This window comes from Limnohabitans sp. 2KL-3, from assembly GCF_001269405.1.
GTDB lineage: Bacteria > Pseudomonadota > Gammaproteobacteria > Burkholderiales > Burkholderiaceae_C > Limnohabitans_A.
Genome location: NZ_CXON01000001.1, coordinates 7,674 through 31,252, shown reverse-complemented (window position 1 = coordinate 31,252; position 23,579 = coordinate 7,674). Strand labels below are relative to the sequence as shown.

General features: G+C 62.3%; 1 protein-coding gene. It reads right to left on the bottom strand.

All coding sequences use genetic code 11. The annotated features are described in order from the left end of the window. Positions 1–35 precede the first annotated feature (35 nt). Positions 36–23,555: an Ig-like domain-containing protein gene (locus AMM41_RS22135; protein ID WP_089951687.1), complete on the bottom strand. Its 23,520-nt coding sequence runs from the start codon at positions 23,553–23,555 to the stop codon at positions 36–38. Between the last annotated feature and the right edge of the window lie 24 nt (positions 23,556–23,579).

Genomic DNA, 23,579 nt, shown 5'->3' with positions numbered 1-23,579 from the left:
GACCTGCACAAAACCATGCAGGTCGGGTCGGGGCATCAAAGTCCGGTAAAGGCCACATCGCTGTCAATCAAGAGCATCATGCCGTTGAAGACCGGGTTGGTGCTGCCCGCCTGCCAGACCTGGTACGTCTGGGCGCCCCGGAACCCGTTGTTGAACGAGACTTCACCTTGGGCATTGGTGGTGGCTGTTTCACCCGTGTCAAAAGTGCCGTTGCCGTTGAAATCAAGGCTGATGCTGACGTTGGCCCCCACTTTGTTCAACGCACCCGCTGTGCCAACCGCCATGCCGAAGCTCGACATATCGATCGCATCGCCCGTGTTGCCATCGATCATCAAGCGAGTGGTTGCTGCACTCACATCCGTCAAGTCCAGCACATCTTGCGCCGTCAATTTCAAGGTGTTGTTGCCTGCACCGGTCAAATCGATGCGCTCAACAGACACCCAGTTGGCGGGAGCATGGATGGATGCAGTCAGGTCCAGCGCCTGGTTGGCGCCAGTGAAATACACCGCGTCAATGCCCATGACGCCGCCATCCACCGTATCGGCCACCAAATCGGCTGCCCAGGTCGCGTCGTAAACAAACAGGTCAGAACCCGTACCCCCTTGAACGTAGTTGGCCCCATCGCCGAGCGTGATGGTGTCGTTGCCCGCGCCGCCCAGCAAAGTGTCGTTGCCCACGCCGCCGTCCAGACGGTCATCGCCCAGGCCACCGTCCATGCTGTCGTTGCCTCCATCGCCCAACAAATAGTCGCCGCCTTCACCTCCGAACACCACGTCATTGCCTGCACCGGCGGACACGTAATCGTCTGCGCCCCCTGAGTTAATGCTGTCAGTGCCCGAGCCGCCGTAAATGCTGTCCTTGCCATCGGTCACCAGGATCGAAGCGTCGTCACCAAAAATGGTGTCTCCCAGGGTGTCAAATCGCATGTCGATGAAATCGTCTGCAGCCCCGCCCCAGACCGTGGACGATGCGATACCGCCGTTGGCGACGATTCGGTCGTTGCCAGCGTCACCAAAAATGCGCGAACCGCCCCCAAATCCCAGTGTGTCGTCGCCATCACCGGCCCGCATGGTGTCGGCACCGCGTGCGCTGAACAAGCTGTCGTTGCCACTGCCGCCTTCCAGCGAATCGACCCCGTCGCCCGAAATCAAGGTGTCATTGCCTGCTTCACCGAACAAATAGATGGCCGATGTGCCGCTGTGCACCAACTGGTCATCACCGGCACCACCTCGCAAGGTGCCCGTGCCCGAGGAGGTGACCACGTCGTTGCCGTCCCCTGCGTCCACCGTGTCGGTGCCCGAGTACACAGCAATCGTGTCGTTGCCCGCCCCACCCTTCATGGTGTCAGGCCCCGTGCCACCGACCATGAAGTCATTGCCCAAACCGCCATCCATGATGTTGGTGCTGCCGCCGGTGGATGACAAGGTGTCGTTGCCTGCGCCGCCCGTGATCGAGTTCCAGTTGACTCCGGAAAAACTACTAGAGGAATAATAGGCAAAAACTTGGTCATCCCCATCTCCTGCATCTACCACTTGGTAGTCATAAGCACCCGTCCATTGGTTGTATGAAGTGGCACCGCCCACCAATACAGTATCGTTCCCAGACCCTGAAAACACGGTATCGGCGCCGTACTCATCGAGACGACCACCGGTCAAGTCAACATAGTCATTACCCGAACCAGAAATTACGCTTTCAGCAAAGTAACTGTAAGTGCCAGAGGTCTTGATGTAATTATTTCCATCACCAGCATTCACAAGACCAGACTGTTGACTGTAAGGATAAATACCAATGCTTCGACTGTAATTCATGCCCAAGAACCCCAAGATCGTATCGTTACCCGATCCAGAATAGATTGAAGAGCCATTGCTTAGTGATCCACTGACATCCACCAAGTTATTTCCATCGCCAGCATTGATCGATTCATACGCTCCACCCCCGGTATAAATCGTGTCATTGCCAGAACCGGCCACCACAGTGTCGACGGCCCCGTCGTTGCTGCCGCTCCAGCTCTTGCCCACGTCAATGTAGTTGTCGCCTTGCAGGTCGCTCACAAAGTCGGCACCAGCACCGGCCAGAATGGACGAGTTGCCACTGCCGCTCCAAATTCGGTCGGCCCCCGCATCGGTGAGGATGTGTTCAAAGCCTTTGACATAGTCGATGTAGCTGCTGCTTTGAATCGTGACCACCTGATAAGAACTTGAGCCACCTTCCAGCGATACATAGACAGGATAGCCTTGCGACTGGTAAGACAACCAGTCGTCGCCCGCACCACCGTCCAGCGTGTCCTGATCGTTGGCGTCATAGGTGTTGGTCACACTGCCGTTGACCGTGTCGTTGCCAGCCCCGGACATGATGTAGTCCCTGCCGTTGCCCGTCCAGATCGAGTCATTGCCGCTGCCGGTGATGACGGTCTCGTTCCAGGTGGTGTTGCTCAAACCCGTGAGGTTGTTGAAGGTGATGTTGCCATTGCCAAACTTCCACACATCGATGTAGCTGGCCCGGTCTGTGCCGGTGCTGCCACCCGAGATGGTCAGGTCAGACGTTGGGCTGGAGCCCAAAACCACATAATTGCCATTGAAAGCGCTCAGGTTCAGGGTGTCGTTGGGGCCGCCGTTGCTGGTGTCGCCGCCGGTGTAGGTGTCGTTGCCCAATTCGGCCTCGAACAAATCGGCCCCGGAGCCGCCCACCAGGCTGTCGTCGCCGTCTTGGCCCGACAAGGTGTCATTGCCGCCGGTGGCCTGCAAGGTGTCAGCGCCCAAACCACCGATCAGGTAGTTGGCGTTGTTGTCACCCACCAAACGGTCGGCGGCCACACCACCAATCAGGTTTTCGATGCCACGCAAGGTGTCCACACCATCGGCACCCGAAGTGGTGGCCGCGCCCGCTGTGGCTGCGCTCAACGACACCGTCACCGCGCCTGTGGCATTGGAATAATCGGCCCAGTCGGCCGTGCCCGCCTCGGCGTCCAGCCAGTCGTTGCCCAAGCCACCGGTCAAGGTGTCGTTGCCTGCACCCGACAGGATGGAGTCGTTGCCCGCACCGCCTTTGAGCCAGTTGTCGGCGGTGGTGCCCACGATGGTGTCGTTGCCTGCGCCGCCTGAAACGTGCTCAAAATTGCTGACCAGATCGTTGCCCAAAGCCGTGCTGCTGAACACGCCGGTGCTCAAATTCACGTTGACCGATGCGGTGCCCAAACTGGCGTCGCCAAAATCGAGCCAGTCATTGCCTGCGCCGCCGTCGAGGGTGTCCAGACCCAAGCCGCCCCGGATGGTGTCGTCGCCACCCAAGCCATTGATGCTGTCGTTGCCCGACATGGCGTCGATGTAGTTGGCTTTTTCGTCGCCCGAATAGTTGTCATTGCTGGGGGTCAAGGTGGTCGGGTAAGTGACCTCAATGCCCTGTTTGACCGCCAAGGTGTCGTTGCCCGAGACCACGGCGTTGGAGTACAGGTCGTAGGTTGAGCCGCCAATGACCGTGGTGACACCCGTGCCCACCGAGGACCAACCGGCCGCCAAAAACACCTTGCCGTTGTCGCCATCGATGCGCAGCAAAGAGGCTGTGCCTGCGCCATTGACCAAAAACTCCACGGTTTCCAGGGAATCGGCCAGGTTCAACTGGTTCAAACCGTTGCCCAAGTCGATGACCTCGATCTTGCTGATGGGGGCGGCCACACGGTTGCTTGAGCCGTCCAAGCCAAAGACGTTGAAGGTCTGGTTGAAACCCGACAAACGCAGCACATCGGTGCCCAGGCCACCGTCGATCGAGACATTGCTGAAGTTTTGCCCAATGTTCTCGAACATGATGGTGTCGTTGCCTGCCCCCCCAATGACCTGACTGCCTGCACTGGTCACGATGCTGTCGTGGCCCGAACCACCCACCACCAAGTCGGCACCACCACCACCGATCAAGGTGTTGTTGCCGGCACCGCCATTCAGGGTGTCGTTGCCCATGCCGCCATCAAGGATGTTGGCCAAACCATCACCGGCCAGGTAATCGTCGGCCGATCCGCCTTGCAGGTTCTCAATGGCGACCAGGAAGTCGCTGCCCGCATTGCCGCTGGCTGTGCCGGCCACCAGGTCCACGGTCACGCCCAGTGTGTTTTCTCCATACAAGGCCCAATCGTTGCCAGCGCCGCCTTCCAAGGTGTCGCTGCCCTGACCACCTTGCAAGCTGTCGTCGCCTGCGCCGCCCACAAAACGGTTGTCACCTGCATCGCCCACCATCACATCGTCAAAGGCAGTGCCTGCGACGTTTTCGATTTGCGACAGTGTGTCCACACCCCCACTGCCATCGGCTGCGATCGAGGTGCTCAGGTTGAGTTTGAGCCCACTGGGCGCGGCACTGTAATCGGCCCAGTCGATGTTGGTGCCCCCGATGAGCACGTCGTCACCGATGCCGCCGTTGAATGTGTCATTGCCACTGCCACCATCGAGCGAGTCGTTGCCCGTGCCCCCGCCCAGCGAATCGTTGCCCGCCCCGCCGAGCAAGGTGTCGTTACCGGCCTCGCCCAAGAAGATGTTGTCCGAGCCATCACCCCCCAAGTTGTCGTTGGCGGCGCTGCCCAAGATGTTTTCGATGTTGCGCAGTTTTTCTGCCGTGCCGCCATCGCCATCGGTAAAGACGGCGTCGGATGCACCGGTCAAGGTGCCTGAGACGGCCCCAGCAGCGCTGCTGTAGTCCATCCAGTCGGTGCCCCCCCCGCCGTCCACGCTGTCATTGCCCAGACCACCGATCAGGGTGTCGTTGCCCAGACCGCTGTCCAGGCTGTCGTTGCCTGCGCCGCCGGACAAGACGTTGGCCTGTGCGTCACCCATCAAGGTGTCGTTGCCGGTGCCGCCCGAGGCGTGTTCAAAGCCCACAATGCTGTCGATGCCGATGTCTCCCCCGCTGGCCACGCCTGTGGCCAAGTTCAGGCTGAAGCCCAGCGCAGAGCCGCTGTAGTCCATGGTGTCCGAACCATCCAGACCGTTGTAGTCGTCGTTGGTGCCCGTCCCGCGGGTCATGCCGTCGATCTGGTCATTGCCCGTGGTGCCCATCAGGCCCCAACGGATCGAGATGTCCTTGTTGTCACCAAAATTGGACAAACTGGGAATGGCGGCTGTGGTCGAGGTATTGCCCGCCAGATCGGTCAGTGCCACTTTGACGATGTCCACCACATTCAAATCGGTCGAGGACTCGTTGGAGCCGACCGCGTAGGTACCCGTCAGCGTCGAGCCATTGGTGGCAGCGGTGACCACCACTTTTTGACCGGTGTCGAACTTGACGATCATGTAAGAGCCCGCCACCACGGCTTCGTTGAGGTTGATGGTGACGTTGAAGGTGTCGCCCACACCAAAACCGCCAGAAGCAGTCAGGATGTCATAGGCCACGTTGGGGCTGGTGCTGGTGACGTTGTTGATGTCTGCACCGGTGGTGTCACGCACAAAGCTGAGCGTGGTGTTGGGGCTGATGTTGCCAAACTCATCGATGCGGCGCACACGCAGGTCATAGGCGCCGTCCACGGTGGGGGCGGTGTAGCTGCTGGTCCAGGTGAAGCCGTCAAAGCTGAATTGGAAGCTGTCGGTCGAAGCGGCGTCGGTGACGCCCACAGCGCTCACGTTGGTCAGCTTGTCGCTGCTGCTGTAACCCGAGTCCATTTGCAGCACGATGCTGGGGGCCAGCGCCGCGTTGTTGTAGTCAAAGCTGAAGGCGGTGGCGTTGCTGTTGTTGCCCGCCAAATCCTTGATGCGCACCAACAAGTTGTTGGGGCCTGTTTGGGCGTTGAAGGAGCTGGTCCAGGTGGTGCCCCCGTTGATGCTGTACTGGTAAGTGTCACCAATGCCCGTATCGCCGCCGGTGATGACCAAAGTCGGGTCGTTGGTTTTTTTGTCGCTGGCATTCACACCGTTGTCATCGTACAGGGCCACCACGGGTGCGTTGGGCGCCGTGATGTCGTAGTTGAAGGTGAAGATGTCACTGACCACCTGGTTGCCCACCACGTCGGTCACACGCGCTTGGACCAAGTAAGTGCCACTGGTGGTGGGCAAGAACAAGCTGTCGTAAGCGGTGAACGTGACACCCGAGTTGGTGCTGTAGCGGTATTCCACCGTGTCGGTGGGGGCGAAAGTCTGGTCGAGCTTGATTTCGCTGGTGTAGGTGACTTTGTCGGCGCTGAAGGTGCCGGTGTCGCAGACCAGTGAAATCGTGGGCTTGATGGGGGCTTCCAGGTCGAGCGTGAAGGTCAGGCTCTCGGTGGACACGTTGCCGGCCGCGTCGGTGCTGCGCACCACCACGGTGTGCACGCCGTTGGTGCTGGGCGCGGTGTAACTGGAGCCAAAGCTGCCGCTGTCGACTTTGTATTCGACGCTCGCACCGCTTTCAATGCCGGTGATGGCGCTCAAGCCCGCTTGCTTGGTGATCAGGTCGGAAGCCGAGTTGCCTGAATCGCAAGCCAGTGTGAAGACGGGCTTGGTGGTGCTGGTATCAATGACCAGGGTCAGGGTCTGTGCGCTGCTGACGTTGCCCGACGGGTCTTTGACCACGGCGCTCACGGTGCGGCTGCCGTCAAACAGGCCCAGCGTGGGGGTGACCGACCAGCTGCCGTCAGCGGCCACCACGGTCGAGAGGATCTCGCCCGTGCTTTGGAAGGTGACGATGATGGTGTCATCGGCGGTGCCCAAACCCACCACCGTCGGGGTGGTGTCGCTGGTGATCAGGTCATTGGTCAGGCCACTGTTGCTGGACGTGCCCAAGGCCATGGCAAAGCTCGACGGTGTGGTGTCGATGCTGTAGGTTTTGGTCTGGTTGGTGACATCGTTGTTGCCTGCCGGGTCCGAACCCAGCAGCTTGGCGGCGATCTTGGTGTCGCCATCGGCCATCAGGTCGGCGGTGTCGACCTCGATGCTGAACGCCAAGGCGCTGTCGAGGGTGCCGGTATAGGGGGTGTTGTTGATCATCAACTCCACCGTGTCGCCTTCGCTGGCATTGGTGGCGCGGCCGGTGATGCGGGTGGTGGCTTCACCCGATTCACTCAGGTTGAGGGTGTTGGCGTTGGTGACGTCATCGATCGTGAAAACCGACACGGATTTGCTGGTGTCCAGCAAGAAGCTCAGGCTGACGGTGGCGCTGATGTTGCCTGCCACATCGGTCTGGCGGGCCATGACGGTGTTGCTGCCTTCGGTGGCGGCAAAAGTCGCATCCCAGGTGCTGCCGTCGGTGCTGTACTCCAGCAAAGCCCCGCTTTCCAGGTTGCCAGTGGTGATGGCGCCCTGGTTGGTGATTTTGTCGCTGCTGCTGAAACCGCTGTCGCAGGTCAAGCTCAAGCTCGGTGCCCCCACTGTCTTGTCGATGGTCAAGGTCAGGGTCTGCGCCGCGCTGATGTTGCCCGCAGCATCGGCGGCGACCACGCTGACGGTGCCGCTGGCCATGGCTTGCTGCGCCGTGACCGACCACACGCCTGCAGCCACCACGGTGGTCAGCACCTCGTTGGTGCCGGGCAGGGTGACCTTGATCTGGTCACCGTTGCTGCCGGTACCACTCAGGGTAGGGGTGTCGTCGCTGGTGACCAGATCGGCGGTACTGCCGCTGTTGCTGGACGTGGCCAACTGCACTGTGAAACTCGGTGCCAAGGTATCCACCGCATAGGTGGCGCTGGCAGCGGTGCCGGTGTTGCCGGCCTCGTCGGTGTAGCTGGTGGCCAGGCTCAGGCTGTTGCTGGCCGACTCCACACCCTGAGTCGGGGTGAATGTGGCGGTCCAGACCAAGCCGTCGGTGCTGGCGGTGAAGTCCGACAGACTGCCATTGGGCGAACTCATGTCGGCTTTGCTGAAGCCCAGCACTTTTTCGCTGAAGGTCACGGTCACGGTGGCGGTCTCACCCACCTTGAGTGCGGTGTCGCTGATGGCGATGCTGGCCGCAGGGGCCTGGCGGTCGATGGCGTAGTTGGGGCTGGTGGCGCTGCTGCCTTGGTTGCCTACCAAGTCGGTGTAAGCCGCCGACAGGCTGATGGTGTTGGTCGCATCGACCACACCGGCGTCGGGGGTGAAGGTGCCCACCCAGGTCTTGCCACCGTCGGTGGTGCTCAGGGTGCTGAGGGTGCCGTTTTGCACCGTGACATCGCTGTTGTCAAAGTCCTTGACCTTTTCATTGAAGCTGATGGTGACCACGGCGGTCTCGCCCGCTGTCAGGGCGGTGTCGCTCAGACCAATGGTGGCTGTGGGGCCTTGGGTGTCCACCGCGAAGTTGCCACTGGCGGCGGTGCCGCCTTGGTTGCCGGCCAAGTCGCTGTAAGCGCCCGAATTGACGGTGATGCCGTTGGCTCCCACCTCCGTGGCGCTGGTGGCCGTGAAAGTGGCCGTCCAGGTTTTGCCACCGTCAGCGCTGCTCAGGGTGCTGAGGGTGCCGTTGGGGGCGCTGACGTCAGCGTTGCTGAAGTCTTTGACGGCTTCGTTGAAGGTGATGGTGACGTTGGCACTTTGACCGGCCGTCAGGCTGGTGATGTCTGCGCCCTGCCCGTCCTTGAGCGTCACGCTGGCAGAAGGTGCCTGGGTGTCGATGGTGTAGTTGCCACTGGTGCCGATGCTGCCGGTGTTGCCCGCCAGGTCGGTGTAGGTGTTGGCCAGGGTGATGACGTTGGTGACATCTTCCAGGTTGGCCGTGGGCGTGAAAGTGCCTGTCCAAGTGATGCCGCCGTCAGCGCTGGACAAGGTGCCCAGGCTGCCGTTGGCCACGGTGACGTCGGTGTTGCTGAAATCGGCCACTTTTTCGCTGAAGGTGATGGTCAGTGTGGTCGCGTCACCCGCCTTGAGGGCTTCGTTGGCCAGTTTGATCGTGGCCGTGGGGGCCTTGCTGTCGATCACGTAGTTGCTGCTGGTGTTGCTGGCGCTGCTGATGGCGGTGTTACCGGCCAAGTCGGTGAAGGCGGTGCCCACCTGCACCACGTTGGTGGTGTCTTCCACATTGGCGTTGGCGGTGAAGGTGGCGCTCCAGGTCTGACCGCTGTCGCTGGTGGCCAGGTTGCTCAGCACGCCGTTGTCGGCGCTGATGTCGCTCAGGTCAAAGGCCGTCACTTTTTCGCTGAAGGTGATGGTGACGGTGGCCGTATCGCCCGCCTTGAGGGCAGGCTTGCTGATGGACAGGCTTTGCACGGTGGGGGCACCGGTGTCCACGCTGTAGCTGTGGTCGGCCACGCCGGTTTTGGTGTTGCCAGCGGCGTCGGTGGCGTCCACCACCACGCTGATGCTCTTGTCGGAGTCGGCCACCAGGTTGGCGGTGGTGACCTCGACGCTGTAGTGGCCCGAGGCGTCCACGGTGCCGGTGAAGGTCTGACCATGCACAAACACGCTGACTTTGTCACCGGCCAAAGCGTTGGTGACCTCGCCCACAATGGTGGTGGTGGTGGCTTGCGCGTCCACCGGGCCAATGGCGTCGTCCCCGGCAATCGGGCTGACGGTGACCACCGGGGTGGGCGCTGTGGTGTCGAGCGTGAAGTTCAGCACGCTGGAAGTGGCCACGTTGCCTGCGGCGTCGGTCTGGCGCACGCTGACGGTGTTGACGCCTTCGGTGGCGGTGAAGGTGGTGCCCCAAACGCTGCCGTTGGTGCTGTATTCGACCACCGCATCGGTTTCAACGCCGCTGAGCGTGAGGCTGGCGCTGCTGCTGATCTTGTCGCTGGTACTGTTGCCGCTGTCACAGGCCAGGCTCAGGCCCGGGGTGGCGATGGTTTTGTCGATGGTCAGGGCCAGCAACTGGGGCAAGGAGCTCACGTTGGAGGGGTTCTTGGCCACGATGCTGACGTTGCCACTGCTGATCGCCTGGGTGGGCGTGACGGTCCAGCTGCCATCGCTGCCCACCACGGTGGACAGCTGCTCGTTGGTGCCGGGCATGGTCACTTCGATGCGGTCACCGGCGGTGCCGGTGCCGCTGATGGTGGGCGTGTCGTCGCTGGTGATGAGGTCGGTGGTGACGCCCGAGTTGCTGCTGACGTCCAGCTTGGCCACAAACGCGGGGGCGCGGGTGTCCACGGCATACACGGCGCTGGCGACGGTGCCGGTGTTGCCCGCTTCGTCGGTGTAGCTGGTGGCCAGGCTCAGGGTGTTCACAGCCACCTGGGTGCTGGCGCTCGGGGTGAACTGGGCGGTCCAGGTGATGCCGTCGGTGCTGGCAAAGGTGCCCAGCGTGCCGTTTTCTGCCGTCACGTCGGCATTGGTGAAACTGCTCACCTTTTCCGAGAAGGTGATGGTCACCGTGGCGCTCTCACCGGCCTGCAAGGCGGTGTCGCTCAGGCTGATGCTGGCCGTGGGGGCCTTGCGGTCCACGCTGTAGTTGGCACTCGTCTGGCTGCTGCCGGGGTTGCCCACCAGATCGGTGTAAGCATTGGTGATGCTGATCGTGTTGTTGGCCGCTTGCACACCGGTGGTGGGGGTGAAGGTGCCCACCCAGGTCTTGCCGCCGTCGGTGGTGGCCAGGGTGCCCAAAGTGCCGTTTTGCACCGTGACGTCGGTGCTGTCGAAGTCCTTGACCTTTTCGTTGAAGCTGATCGTGACTTGCGCGGTTTCACCTGCGTTCAGGGTGCTGTCGCTCAGGGTGATGGTGGCGGTGGGGCCTTGGGTGTCCACGGCGAAGTTGCCGCTGGCGGCGGTGCCGCCCAGGTTGCCGGCCAGGTCGCTGTAGCCGCCCGCATTGACGGTGATGCCGTTGGCGCCCGACTCCACAGCGCTGGTGGCGGTGAAGGTGGCGGTCCAGGTCTTGCCGCCGTCGGTGCTGGTCAGGGTGCTGAGGGTGCCATTGGGGGCGGTCACGTCGGCGTTGCTGAAGTCCTTGACGGCTTCGTTGAAGGTGATGGTGACGCTGGCGCTTTGGCCGGTGCTCAGACCGGTGATGTCAGCGCCCTGCCCGTCTTTCAGGCTGACCACGGCCGTGGGGGCCAGGGTGTCGAGTGTGTAGTTGCCACTGGCACCGGTGCTGCCCGTGTTGGCCGCCAGGTCGGTGTAGGTGTTGGCCAGGGTGATGACGTTCGATGCGTCTTCCATGTTGGTGGCAGGTGTGAAGCTACCGGTCCAGGTTTTGCCCTCATCGGCGCTGCTCAGGGTGCCCAAGCTGCCGTTGGCCACGGTGACATCGGCGTTGCTGAAGTCGGCCACTTTTTCGCTGAAAGTGATGGTCAGCGTGGTGGACTGTCCCGCTTTGAGCGCCTCATTGGCCAACTGGATGGTGGCTGTGGGGGCCTTGCTGTCGATGGCGTAGTTGCTGCTGGTGTTGCTGGCACCGCTGAGTGCCCCGTTGCCCGAGATGTCGGTGAAGGCCGTGCCCACCTGCACCACGTTGGTGCTGTCTTCCACATTGGCGTTGGCGGTGAAGGTGGCGCTCCAGGTCTGGCCACCGTCGCTGGTGGCCAGGTTGCTCAGCACACCGTTGTCGGCGCTGATGTCGCTCAGGTCAAAGCCCAGCACTTTTTCGCTGAGGGTGATGGTGACCGTGGCGGTGTCGCCGGCCTTGAGGCTGGCCTTGCTGATGGACAGGCTTTGCACAGTGGGTGCGCCGGTGTCCACGGTGTAGCTGTGGTTGATCGAACCCGTCTGGGTGTTGCCCGCGGCGTCGGTGGCATACACCACCACGCTGAGGGTCTTGTCAGAGTCGGCCACCAGGTCGGCGGTGGTCACGTCCACGCTGTAGTGGCCCGAAGCATCCACCGTGCTGGTGAAGTTTTTGCCACGGACAAACACGCTGACTTTGTCGCCTTCGCGGGCGTTGGTCACCGCCCCTTCAATGGTGGACGTGAGCGCCTGTGCATCGACCGGTCCGATGGCGTCGTCACCCACGACCGGGCTGACCGTCAGGGTGGGCGTGGGGGCCGTGGTGTCGAGCGTGAAGTTCAGCACGCTGGAGGTGGCCACATTGCCTGCGGCATCGGTCTGGCGCACAAACACGGTGTTGGCCCCTTCGGTGGCCGTGAAGGTGGTGCTCCAGGCACTGCCGTTGGTGCTGTATTCGAGCGTGGCACCCGCTTCCTGGTTGCTCACCGCGAAGCTGGCGCTGTTGCTGATCTTGTCGCTGGCACTGCTGCCGCTGTCGCAGGCTAGGCTCAAGCCAGGCGCAGCGATGCTCTTGTCGATGACAAGCGCCAGTGTGCGGGTGCTCGTGGTCGATGGACCGGTGTAGACCACCGACACATCACCCGACGCGATGGCGGTCAGGGGCGTCACGCTCCACTGGCCGCTGGCGTCCACGGTGGCGGTCAGGATTTCGCCCGTGCCGGGCAGGGTCACCTGCACGCGGTCACCTGCTGTACCTGTGCCGTTGATGGTGGGGGTGTCGTCGCTGGTGATCAGGTCCAGCAAGCTGCCGCTGTTGCTGGTCGTGGCCAGGGTGGCGGTCAGGTTGTTGCTTTGGGTGTTGAGCACAAAGTTGAAGACGTCGGACACGGCGCTGTTGCCTGCCACATCGGTGGCGCGGACATACAGGGCATTGGCACCTTCAGCGGCCATGAACGTGTTCGACCAGACCGTGCCGTTGGTGCTGTAGCTGAGCACCGTCTCGGCATCGGCACCGGACACGGTGAATTGGCCATTGGCGGTGATCTTGTCGCCTGCCAAACCGGTGTCAGACACCAGGCTGACGGTGGGCTTGGACACCTGCGAATCCAAAGTGAAACTCAAGGTCGAGACGGCCCCTTCGTTGCCAGCGGCATCGACCACACGCGACTTGAGGGTGTTGTTGCCCTCCACGGCCGCAAAAGTGGTGCCCCATGCGCTGCCGTCCAGGCTGTACTGGACACTGGCACCCAATTCGAGGGTGGTGGAACTCACCGCGCCGTTGTGGGTGACTTTGTCGCCGCCCAGACTGCCGCTGTCGCACACCAAGGCCAAAACAGGGGCTGCGGGTGCGGCGGTGTCGAGTGTGAAGCTGTAGGTGGTCAGGCTGCTGACGTTGCCAGCGGTGTCGGTCAGGCGTGTCTTGACGCTGTTGAGGCCTTCGGCCGCCGTGAAGGTGGTGCCCCAGGCACCGCCGTTGACGCTGTACTCGATCAAACCGCCTGTTTCGGCCGTGTTCACGGCCAATGTGCCGTTTTGGCTGATTTTGTCGCTGTTGTTGCTGCCGCTGTCGCAGGTCAGGCCGATGGTCACCGGCAAGGGGGCGGTGATGTCGAGCGTGAAAGCCAGCACGCTGGTGTCACTCAGATTGCCCGCAGCATCCACCGCACGGGCGTACACCGTGTTGGCACCTTCGATGGCGGTGAAAGTGTTGCTCCAGGTAGAAGCATCGGTGCTGTACAACAAGGTGGTGCCCACGGACGTGCTGATCTGCAAAGTGTCGGTGTGCGTGATGGCATCGCTGCCCGACAGACCGCTGTCACACACCAGCGTCAAGACAGGGGCCAAAGGCTTGGTCTTGAGCCATGTGAAGGCCAGATCCTGAATGCGTTCGTTGCCCGCCACATCGGTGGTGCGCACGCTGACGCTGTTGGCGCCTTCAACGGCTGCAAAGGTGTTGGACCAGCTGGTGCCGCCATTGGTGCTGTAACTGACCACGGCACCGGCTTCGAAGCCGGACAAGGCCAATGTGCCGTCGCTGGAGATCTTGTCACCCGCCGTGGCAGTGTCACAGGCCAAGGCCAAGGTGAAGGCGCTGGCGGCGGTGTCCAGGGTGAAGCTCAGGCTGGTTGTGCTGCTGACGTTGCCTGCCGTGTCGGTCTGGCGCACTTGGACCGTGTTGCTGCCTTCTGTGGCTGCGAAGGTCGTGCCCCACATTGAGCCATTGGTGCTGTACTCGACGGTTGAGCCTGCTTCCAGGTTGCCCACCACGAGGCTGCCGTCTCGGCTGATCTTGTCGCTGCTGCTCGCGCCACTGTCGCACACCAATGCCACTGTAGGTGTGGCCACTGCCGTGTCCATCACCAAAGGCAGTGTCTTGGGCGCACTCACCACGCCCGCTGCGTTGGTGGCCATCACGCTCACGCTGCCGCTGGCCACGTCCATCGTGGGTGTCACGCTCCACGTGCCGTCAGCGGCCACCGTGGTGCTGAGCACTTCGCCTGTGCCGGGCATCGTCACCTGGATGATGTCGCCCGTGGTGCCCGTGCCGCTGATCGTGGGGGTCACGTCGTTGGTCACCAAGTCGGTCTGGCTGCCGCTGTTGCTGGTGTTGTCCAGCTTCAGTGTGAAGACCGCGTCCAGCGTGCGCAGCTGGAACACCAGGGTGTCCGAGGTCGCCACGTTGCCTGCCGCGTCCGTCACTTTGACGCTCACGCTGTTGCTGCCCTCCACCGCCGTGAAGCTGCTGGTCCAGTTTTGGCCGTCGGTGCTGTATTGCACTTGGGCGTCGCTGTCCACGTTGTTCAGGCTGAGCGCGCCGTTGCGGGTGATTTTGTCGCTGCTGCTGGCACCGCTGTCACAGCTGAGCGCCACGCTGGGTTTGCTGATGAGTGTGTCCAGCGTGAAGCTCAGCGTGCTGGCTGCACCTGCGTTGCCCGCGGCGTCCAACACCCGTGCTTTGACGGTGTTGCTGCCTTCGGCCGCCACAAAGGTGTTGCTCCAGGCCACGCCGTCTGTGCTGTATTGCAGTGTCGCGCTCACTTCGCTTGTGGTGGCGCTGAATGCGCCGTTTTGGGTGATCTTGTCGCTGCCCAGCAGACCGCTGTCGCACACCAGGCCCAATACGGGCGCTGCAGGCGCTTGCGTGTCCAGTGTGAAGGCATAGTCGGTGACCGCGCCCTGGTTGCCCGCCGCATCGGTGACGCGCACTTTGACGTTGTTCACGCCTTCGGCCGCAGCCAAGGTGGCGGCCCAGGTCAGGCCGTCGGTGCTGTATTCAATCTGGCCTGCAGTTTCTGCTGTTTGCACCGCCAGTGTGCCGGTGTGGCTGATTTTGTCGTTGTTGGCCACGGCGGTCAGGCCGCTGTCGCACACCAGGCTGACGCTGGCGGCCACGGGCGCTGCTTTGTCCAGCGTGAAGCTCAGGCTGGAGGTGCTGCTGACGTTGCCCGCCTTGTCGGTCACGCGCACGCTGACGGTGTTGGCGCCGTCTGCGGCCGCAAAGGTGTTGCTCCAGGTGGGGTCTGTACTGCTGGCATTGGTGCTGTATTCCAGCGTGGCACCGGCTTCGGCCACCACGTTGAGGGCTCCGTTGTTGGTGAGTTGGTCGCCCGCTTGGCTGCCGCTGTCGCACACCAAGGTGAGCACGGCCGCTGTGGGCGCTGTGCTGTCCAGGGTGAAGCTGTAGTCTTGTGTGCGTTGGTTGCCTGCCGCGTCCATCACGCGCACTTTGACGTTGTTCACGCCTTCGGCTGCCGCGTAGGTGCTGTCCCAGGTGCTGCCGTCGGTGCTGTAACTGATGTCGGCTCCGGCTTCTGCGCCGGTGATGAGCAGGCTGGCGTCTTGGCTGACTTTGTCGCTGGCCGTGCCGCTGTCGCAGCTGAGCGCCACCGTGAAGGCACTCATTTGGCTGTCCAGCGTGAAGTTGAAGGCATTCGAGGTGGCCACGTTGCCTGCGGCGTCCGTCTGGCGCACTTGGACCGTGTTGCTGCCTTCTGCGGCTGCGAAGGTCGTGCCCCATGTTGTGCCGTCGATGCTGTACTCGACAGTAGCACCCGCCTCCAGGCCGCTCACGTTGATCACGCCGCTTTGGCTGATCTTGTCGCTGCTGCTGGTGCCGCTGTCGCACACCAGGGCCACCGTGGGTGTGGCCACAGATGTGTCAATCACCAAAGCCAGGGTTTGCGCTGGGCTGGTGTTGCCTGCCGCGTCTTGGGCCGTCACGCTCACGTTGCCGCTGGCGATCACCAAAGTGGGCGTCACGCTCCATTGGCCGTCTGCCGCCACCGTGGTGCTGAGCACTTCCAGTGTGCCGGGCATGGTCACTTGGATGATGTCACCCGTGGTGCCCGTGCCGCTGATGGTGGGGGTGCTGTCGTTGGTGAGGCGGTCGGTCTTGGCCGCGCTGTTGCTGGCGTCGTCCAGTTGCACGGTGAACACAGGCGCTTTGGTGTCCACGGCGTAGGTCGCGTTGGCCACGGTGCCGGTGTTGCCTGCTTCGTCGGTGTAAGCAGTGCCCAGGCTGAGCGTGTTGCTGGCCGCTTCGGTGTCCACGTTCGGTGTGAAGGTGGCTGTCCAGATCAGGCCGTCAGCGCTGGCGGTGAAGCTGCTCAAGGTGCCGTTGGGGGCCGTGATGTCGGCGTTGCTGAAGTCTTTGACTTTCTCACTGAAGGTGATGGTGACCGTGGCGCTCTCGCCTGCTTTGAGGGCGTTGTCGCTCAAAGCGATGGTGGCGGTGGGGGCTTTGAGGTCAATGGCGTAGTTGCCGCTTGCGGTGCTGGCGCCTTGGTTGCCTGCCACGTCGGTGTAGCTGTTGGCCACGCTCATCAGGTTGCTGGCGTCGGCTGTGCCTGCGGTGGGGGTGAAGGTGCCTGTCCAGGTCTTGCCGCCGTCGGTGGTGGCCAGGGTGCTGAGCGTGCCGTTCTCCACCGTGACGTCGGTGTTGTCAAAGCCGGTGACTTTCTCTGAGAAGCTGATCGTCACTTGCGCGGTCTCGCCTGCGGTCAAGGCGCTGTCGCTGATGCTGATGCTGGCGGTGGGGCCTTGGGTGTCGACGGCGTAGGTGGCACTGGAGGCTGCGCTGCCTGCGTTGGCGGCCAAGTCGCTGTAAGCACCGGGGTTGACGCTGATGCTGTTGGCAGCCACTTCGACGTTGGCGCTGGGCGTGAACGTCGCCGTCCAGGTGGTGCCGCCGTCGGTGCTGGCCAGGGTGCTCAGGGTGCCGTTGGGCGCGGTGACGTCGGCGTTGCTGAAGTCTTTGACGGCTTCGCTGAAGGTGATGGTGACTTTGGCGCTTTGACCGGCCGTGAGGCTGGTGATGGCCGTGTTGGTGTTGTCCGTGAGGGTGACGCTGGCCGTGGGGGCCTTGGTGTCCACGCTGTAGTTGCCGCTGTCTGCGCTTTGGCCTGCGTTGCCGGCCACGTCGGTGTAGGTGTTGGCCAGTGTGATGACGTTGGTGGCGTCTTCCAGGTTCACGCTGGGCGTGAAGGTGCCAGTCCAGACGATGCCGTCCGTGCTGCTGAGCGTGCCCAAGCTGCCGTTGGCCACGGTGACGTCGGTGTTGCTGAAGTTGCTGACCTTCTCGCTGAAGGTGATGGTCAAGGTGGTGGTCTCTCCGGCCTTGAGGGCTTCGTCGGCCAGTTGGATCGTGGCTGTGGGGGCCAGGGTTTCGACGCTGTAGTTGCCGCTGGTGGCTGCGGTGCCCAGGTTGTCCGACAGGTCGATGTAGTTGGCCAGGACTTTGACCACGTTGGTGGTGTCTTCGATGCTGGCCGTCGGGGTGAGTGTGGCTGTCCAGGTCAGGCCGCTGTCGGCGGTGGCCAAGCCCGTCAGCGTGCCGTTGTCGGCGGTCAGGTCCGACAGGTCAAAGGCTTTGACTTTCTCGCTGAAGGTGATGGTGACGGTGGCGCTGTCGCCCACTTTGAGGGCGCTCTTGTCCAGCACGATGCTTTGCACCGTGGGCACGGTGATGTCCACCGCGTAGGCGCGGGTGTCCGAGACCATGTGGGTGTTGCCTGCCGCGTCGCTGGCCATGAGCACGACTTCGATTTCTGAGCCTTGGTCAGCAATCAGGTCGGCCGTGGCCACGCTGACGCTGTAGTTGCCCAGCGCGTCCACGGTGGCGCTGAAGGTTTGGCCGTTGACCAGCACTTTGACCAGGTCGCCTTCGCGGGCGTCGGTCACGCTGCCGGTGATGCCGGTGTGGGTTTGCACCGCGTCCGCAGGGCTCAGGGCGTCATCGCCGCCAATGGCGTTGATGGTGACCGTTGGCGCTGGGACGGTGGTGTCCAGCGTGAAGCTCAGGCTGGCCGTGCTGCTGACGTTGCCTGCCGTGTCGGTTTGGCGCACGTACACCGTGTTGGCGTTTTCTGAAGCGGCGAAGGTTGTGTCCCAGGTTGTGCCGTTGGTGCTGTACTCGACTGTTGAGCCTGCTTCCAGGTTGCCCACCACGAGGCTGCTGTCTCGGCTGATCTTGTCGCTGCTGCTGGTGCCGCTGTCGCACACCAAAGCGATGGTGGGTGTGGCCACGGCCGTGTCAATCACCAAAGCCAGGCTTTGCGCCGGGCTGGTGTTGCCTGCCGCGTCTTGGGCCGTCACGCTCACGTTGCCGCTGGCGATCACCAGGGTGGGCGTCACGCTCCACTTGCCGTCAGCCGCCACCGTGGTGCTGAGCACTTCCAGTGTGCCGGGCATGGTCACTTGGATGATGTCGCCTGTGGTGCCCGTGCCGCTGATGGTGGGGGTGCTGTCGTTGGTGAGGCGGTCGGTCTTGGCCGCGCTGTTGCTGGCATCGTCCAGTTGCACGGTGAACACAGGCGCTTTGGTGTCCACGGCGTACGTGGCGTTGGCCACGGTGCCGGTGTTGCCTGCTTCGTCGGTGTAGGCAGTAGCCAGGCTCAGCGTGTTGCTGGCCGCTTCGGTGTCCACGGCTGGCGTGAAGGTGGCTGTCCAGATCAGGCCGTCTGCGCTGGCGGTGAAGCTGCTGAGTGTGCCGTTGGGGGCCGTGATGTCCGCGTTGCTGAAGTCTTTGACTTTCTCGCTGAAGGTGATGGTGACCGTGGCGCTCTCGCCTGCTTTGAGGGCGTTGTCGCTCAAAGCGATGGTGGCGGTGGGGGCTTTGAGGTCAATGGCGTAGTTGCCGCTTGCGGTGCTGGCGCCTTGGTTGCCTGCCACGTCGGTGTAGCTGTTGGCCACGCTCATCAGGTTGCTGGCGTCGGCTGTGCCTGCGGTGGGGGTGAAGGTGCCTGTCCAGGTCTTGCCGCCGTCGGTGGTGGCCAGGGTGCTGAGCGTGCCGTTCTCCACCGTGACGTCGGTGTTGTCAAAGCCGGTGACTTTCTCTGAGAAGCTGATCGTCACTTGGGCGGTCTCGCCTGCAGTCAAGGCGCTGTCGCTGATGCTGATGCTGGCGGTGGGGCCTTGGGTGTCGACGGCGTAAGTAGCGCTGGAGGCTGCGCTGCCTGCGTTGTCGGCCAAGTCGCTGTACGCAGCGGGATTGACGCTGATGCTGTTGGCGGCGACTTCGACGTTGGCGCTCGGCGTGAAGGTGGCCGTCCAGGTGGTGCCGCCGTCGGTGCTGGCCAGAGTGCTCAGGGTGCCGTTGGGCGCGGTGACGTCGGCGTTGCTGAAGTCTTTGACCGCTTCGCTGAAGGTGATGGTGACTTTGGCGCTTTGACCGGCGGTGAGGCTGGTGATGGCCGCGTTGGTGTTGTCCGTGAGGGTGACGCTGGCCGTGGGGGCCTTGGTGTCCACGCTGTAGTTGCCGCTGTCGGCGCTTTGGCCTGCGTTGCCGGCCACGTCGGTGTAGGTGCTGGCCAGGGTGATGCTGTTGGTGGCGTCTTCGAGGTTGACGCTGGGCGTGAAGGTGCCAGTCCAGACGATGCCGTCGGTGCTGCTGAGTGTGCCCAGGCTGCCGTTGGCCACGGTGACGTCGGTGTTGCTGAAGTTGCTGACCTTCTCGCTGAAGGTGATGGTCAAGGTGGTGGTCTCACCGGCCTTGAGTGCTTCGTCGGCCAGTTGGAGGGTGGCTGTGGGGGCCTTGTTGTCAATGACGTAGTTGCTGCTGATGTTGCCTGGGCCACCCACAGCGGCGTTGCCTGCCAAGTCGGTGTAGGCCAAGCCCACTTGGATCGCGTTGGTCAGGTCTTCCACATCGGCGTTGGCGGTGAAGGTGGCCGTCCAAGTCAGGCCGCCATCGGCGCTGGCCAGGTTGCTCATGACGCCGTTGTCCGCGCTGAGGTCACTCGCATCAAAGGCGGTCACTTTCTCGCTGAATGTGATGGTGACGGTGGCAACATCTGCCGCTTTGAGCGAGGTTTTGCTGACCACCAGGCTTTGCACGGTGGGGGCGGTGATGTCCACGCTGTAGCTGCTGTCGACCGACACCTTTTGGGTATTGCCTGCGGCATCGGTGGCAAACACGACCACACTGAGGGTCAGGTCGGCATCGGCGATCAGGGCGGCCGTGTCCACCTCGATGCTGTAGTGACCCGAGGCGTCCACCGTGCCACTGAAGGTTTTGCCGTGGACGTAAACATTCACCTTGTCGCCGTCTTGTGCGTTGCTGACCTCGCCCACGATGGAGGTGGTGGCCGATTGCGCGTCGCTGGGGCCCATGGCGTTGTCGCCGGAGACGGGGCTGATGCTCAACGTGGTGGCCGGGGCGGTGGTGTCGAGTACAAAATTCAAGGTGCTGGACACCGCCACATTGCCTGCGGCATCGGTTTGGCGAACGATGACGCTGTTGGCCCCCTCTTTGGGCGTAAAAGTGGGGTTCCAGCTGCCACCGTTGGCGCTGTATTCGACCAAGGCCCCGGTTTCAAGGTTGGCCAGTGCGAGCGTGGCATCTTTGCTGAGCTTGTCGCTGGAGCTGCTGCCGCTGTCGCACACCAAGGTCAGGCCCGGTGTGGCCATGCTGGTGTCAATGCTCAAAGCCAAGCTTTGGGGGGCACTGGTGTTGCCGTGCACGTCTTTGGCCACAGCCGTGACGTTGCCAGTGGTGATGGCTTGGTTGGGTGTGACTTGCCAGATGCCACCTGAAACCACCGCCTTGAGGACTTCCTGGGTGCCGGGCATGGTCACTTCGATGGTGTCACCGTTGCTGCCAGTGCCACTGAGGGTGGGGGTGTCGTCGTTGGTCAGGCGATCTGTTTTGGAGGCGCTGTTGCTGGCGTCATCGAGTTGCAGCGTGAACACCGGGGGCCGGGTATCCACCAGGTAATTGGGGCCACTGCCTGCGGTGCCCGGGTTGTTTACTAAGTCGGTGTACTGGCTGCTCAGGGTGACGCTGTTGCTGGCAACTTCCAAGTCGCTTGTGGGGGTGAAGATCACAGTCCAGGTTTGGCCGCTATCGGCGCTCGAGAGTTGGCTCAACTGACCGTTGTCGGCCTTCAGGTCGCTCAATTCCAAGCCCTGCACCTTCTCACTGAACTGCAGGGTCACCACCGCAGTTTCACCCATTTTGAGGGTGGTTTTGTCCATGACCATGCTGCTGAGCACAGGCCCCACGGTGTCGAGCACGGCGCTGTCGGAGCCCGAAGCCGTGTTGTTGCCACCGCTGCCGTCCTGCAAACGGGCGGTCGCCGTCAGCGTACCCCCTTCTGCAGGCTTGTCCAAACTCACCAGCACATGGCCATTGGCCATGTCCGCGTCTTTGATGACCACGGTTTGTGTGGCGCTGCCAGCGTTGATCACGACCCGATCGCCGACCGTGATTTTGGAGGCGTCAAAGGCGACCTTGACGGTCAAATTGCTCGCGGAGCCCATTTCGGCGGCGTTGAGCTTGGCATCGTTGTTGGTGTCCGCCAAGATGCTGACCTCCGGAGCCAGGCCGCCATTGGGCACGGGCTGGGCCAGCAAGTTGAATTTGAAAGTGTCCGAGACCTTCAGGCCAGCCAAGTCGGTGGCAGTGACCACGATGTCCAAAATCGCAGGGGCTGTGCCACTGGGTGCCAAACCACTGAAGCTGCCGGTGCTGGCGTCAAAACTCAACCAAGCCGGCAAAGCACCGCCATCGGCCAAGGTGGCCTTGAGGGAGATCACATCGTTGCGGTCGACATCCGAAAAGTTGGCCGCCAAACCGCCGATGGCAATGCTTTTGCCGACGGCAAATGACACGTCACGCAAGGGGGTGCGCATGGAGGGGGCGTCGTTCTGGCCTTGGACCGTGATCGTCAGCGTTTCCATCACCGAGTCACCGGTCAAAACGTCTTTGACCGTGATGAAGAACTTTTCAGTCAAGGCGTCACTGGGGTTGCGCAGAACCTGCACCGTGTCCAGCTTGTTGTCCACTTTGTAGCTGTACGTGCCATCGCTTTGCAGGGTCAGGCTGCCATACAGGCCCTCCATCACGATGCCGCTGCCGACCGGGGTTTTGCTGCCCGTCTCGGACAAAGCCACGTCCATGATCGTCAACTGCGCCCCTTTGTTGTTGGCCAGCAATTGGCCTTGGGGTGAAATGCCAGCTTGCGTGTCGCCGGTGCCGCCCGACTCCTGAGCGATGGCGGTGTCCGATGCAGCCTGGATGCGGGCAATGGTCAGGCTTTGAACGTCTTGAACCAAAGGCTGACCGTTGTCACCCAGCAGGGGCTTGCCCTGTGCGTCCACCAAAGTGGCCTGCAGGCTGTATTGGCCGTTGGCACGAACGCTGGGGTCCGTCCAGGTCCAGCGATCGCCTGTGGGCTCGACCGTGGCGCTGGCCTGCACCTCGTTGGCTGCGTTTTTGAGCACCAGCAAGACGCGGTCACCATTGTTGGAATAGCCCGTCAACGAACCCGAGTAGGTCAGGGTTGAATCTGAAGTGATGAAGTCTTTGGCGCTGCTGCCGGTGTCCTCGCTGATGGCCAGGATGTCGAGCACGGCATTGGCATTGGCCGAGGTGTTGAGCTTGATTTGAACCACATTGCTGGGCTCGGCGTTGGGGTTGCCAGCCACATCGGTCAAAAGATCGCTTTGCACGCTCAGGCTGGCGAGCACCACTTCGGTGGCTGTGGCCGTGAAAGTGGCCGTGAATTGCTGGCCGCTGCCTTGCAGATTCGACAAGGTGCCGCCCGAGACGGTCACATCGTCCAAGGTGAAGTCGCTCACAGCCTCGCTGAAGGTGAAGCTCAGGGTGGCGCTTTGGCCTGCGAGCAAGGCATTTTTGTCGCTGCTGACCACCAAGCTGGGGGCCTGCGTGTCAATGGTGAAAGTCGCCCCGGTATGGACCACCGGGGTGGCACCGTCCGCCGAAACCGTGAGCACCGGGGTGTAGGTGCCATCGCCCAAAGGCTCAGCCGATGCCATGCTGTAAGCACCGGTGGCGTCGGCCGTGGCCGTGTAGGTGGCCACCACTTCATTGGCTGCATTCTTGATGTCCAGGACCAAACGGGCACCGGGCGCGGTTTGTCCAGTCAGCACAGGCTGAGCGTTGCGCGTGATTTGGTCACCCACCAAGCCGGTGTCAGCGCTGCCCGCCAACTTGAGCACCGTGACCGAGGGGGTTTCGGTGTTTGTGGCATTGCCTGAGGAACCGGCGCCTGCAGCGGCACCGGCAGCACCCACCAAGCCCAAAGTGGCCAACAAGGGGTTAAAAGCCAACACCCCTACAGCGGCACTGGACGTCACCACCGCCTGCCCCCCCAAGACCGCATTCATTTCTTGACCGTCGAGTGGCCATGGCGAAGTACCGCCAGAGGCCTGAGTGGCCGAGGCAAAGTCTTCCGCCGCGTATTCGTACAAATTGCCGTTTTCTGCCTGACCGATCACGCCGTTGTAGCCCTCGGGCATGACGCTGTAATAGTCCTCCACGATCAGACTGGCATCGGCGGCCTCGTCCAAAGCAATGTGCAAATTTGAACCGACACGCTTGAGTTTGACTTTGTCGGGCGCAACGCGCTGGTCTCCCGACAGGGCCTCCAGTTGGTACTTGTCGCCCGCTTGGGCCTTGACGCGAGCAGGCGATGGCTGCCCGTCCGCGGGACTCGGCAGGTCTTTGCCCTGCTGGGTGCCACTTTGACCATTTTTGATGGTGACTTTGTACGTGTTCTGGCTAGACTTCGCGGTGTTCATTTTTTCCCCTTGGACAATTCGACA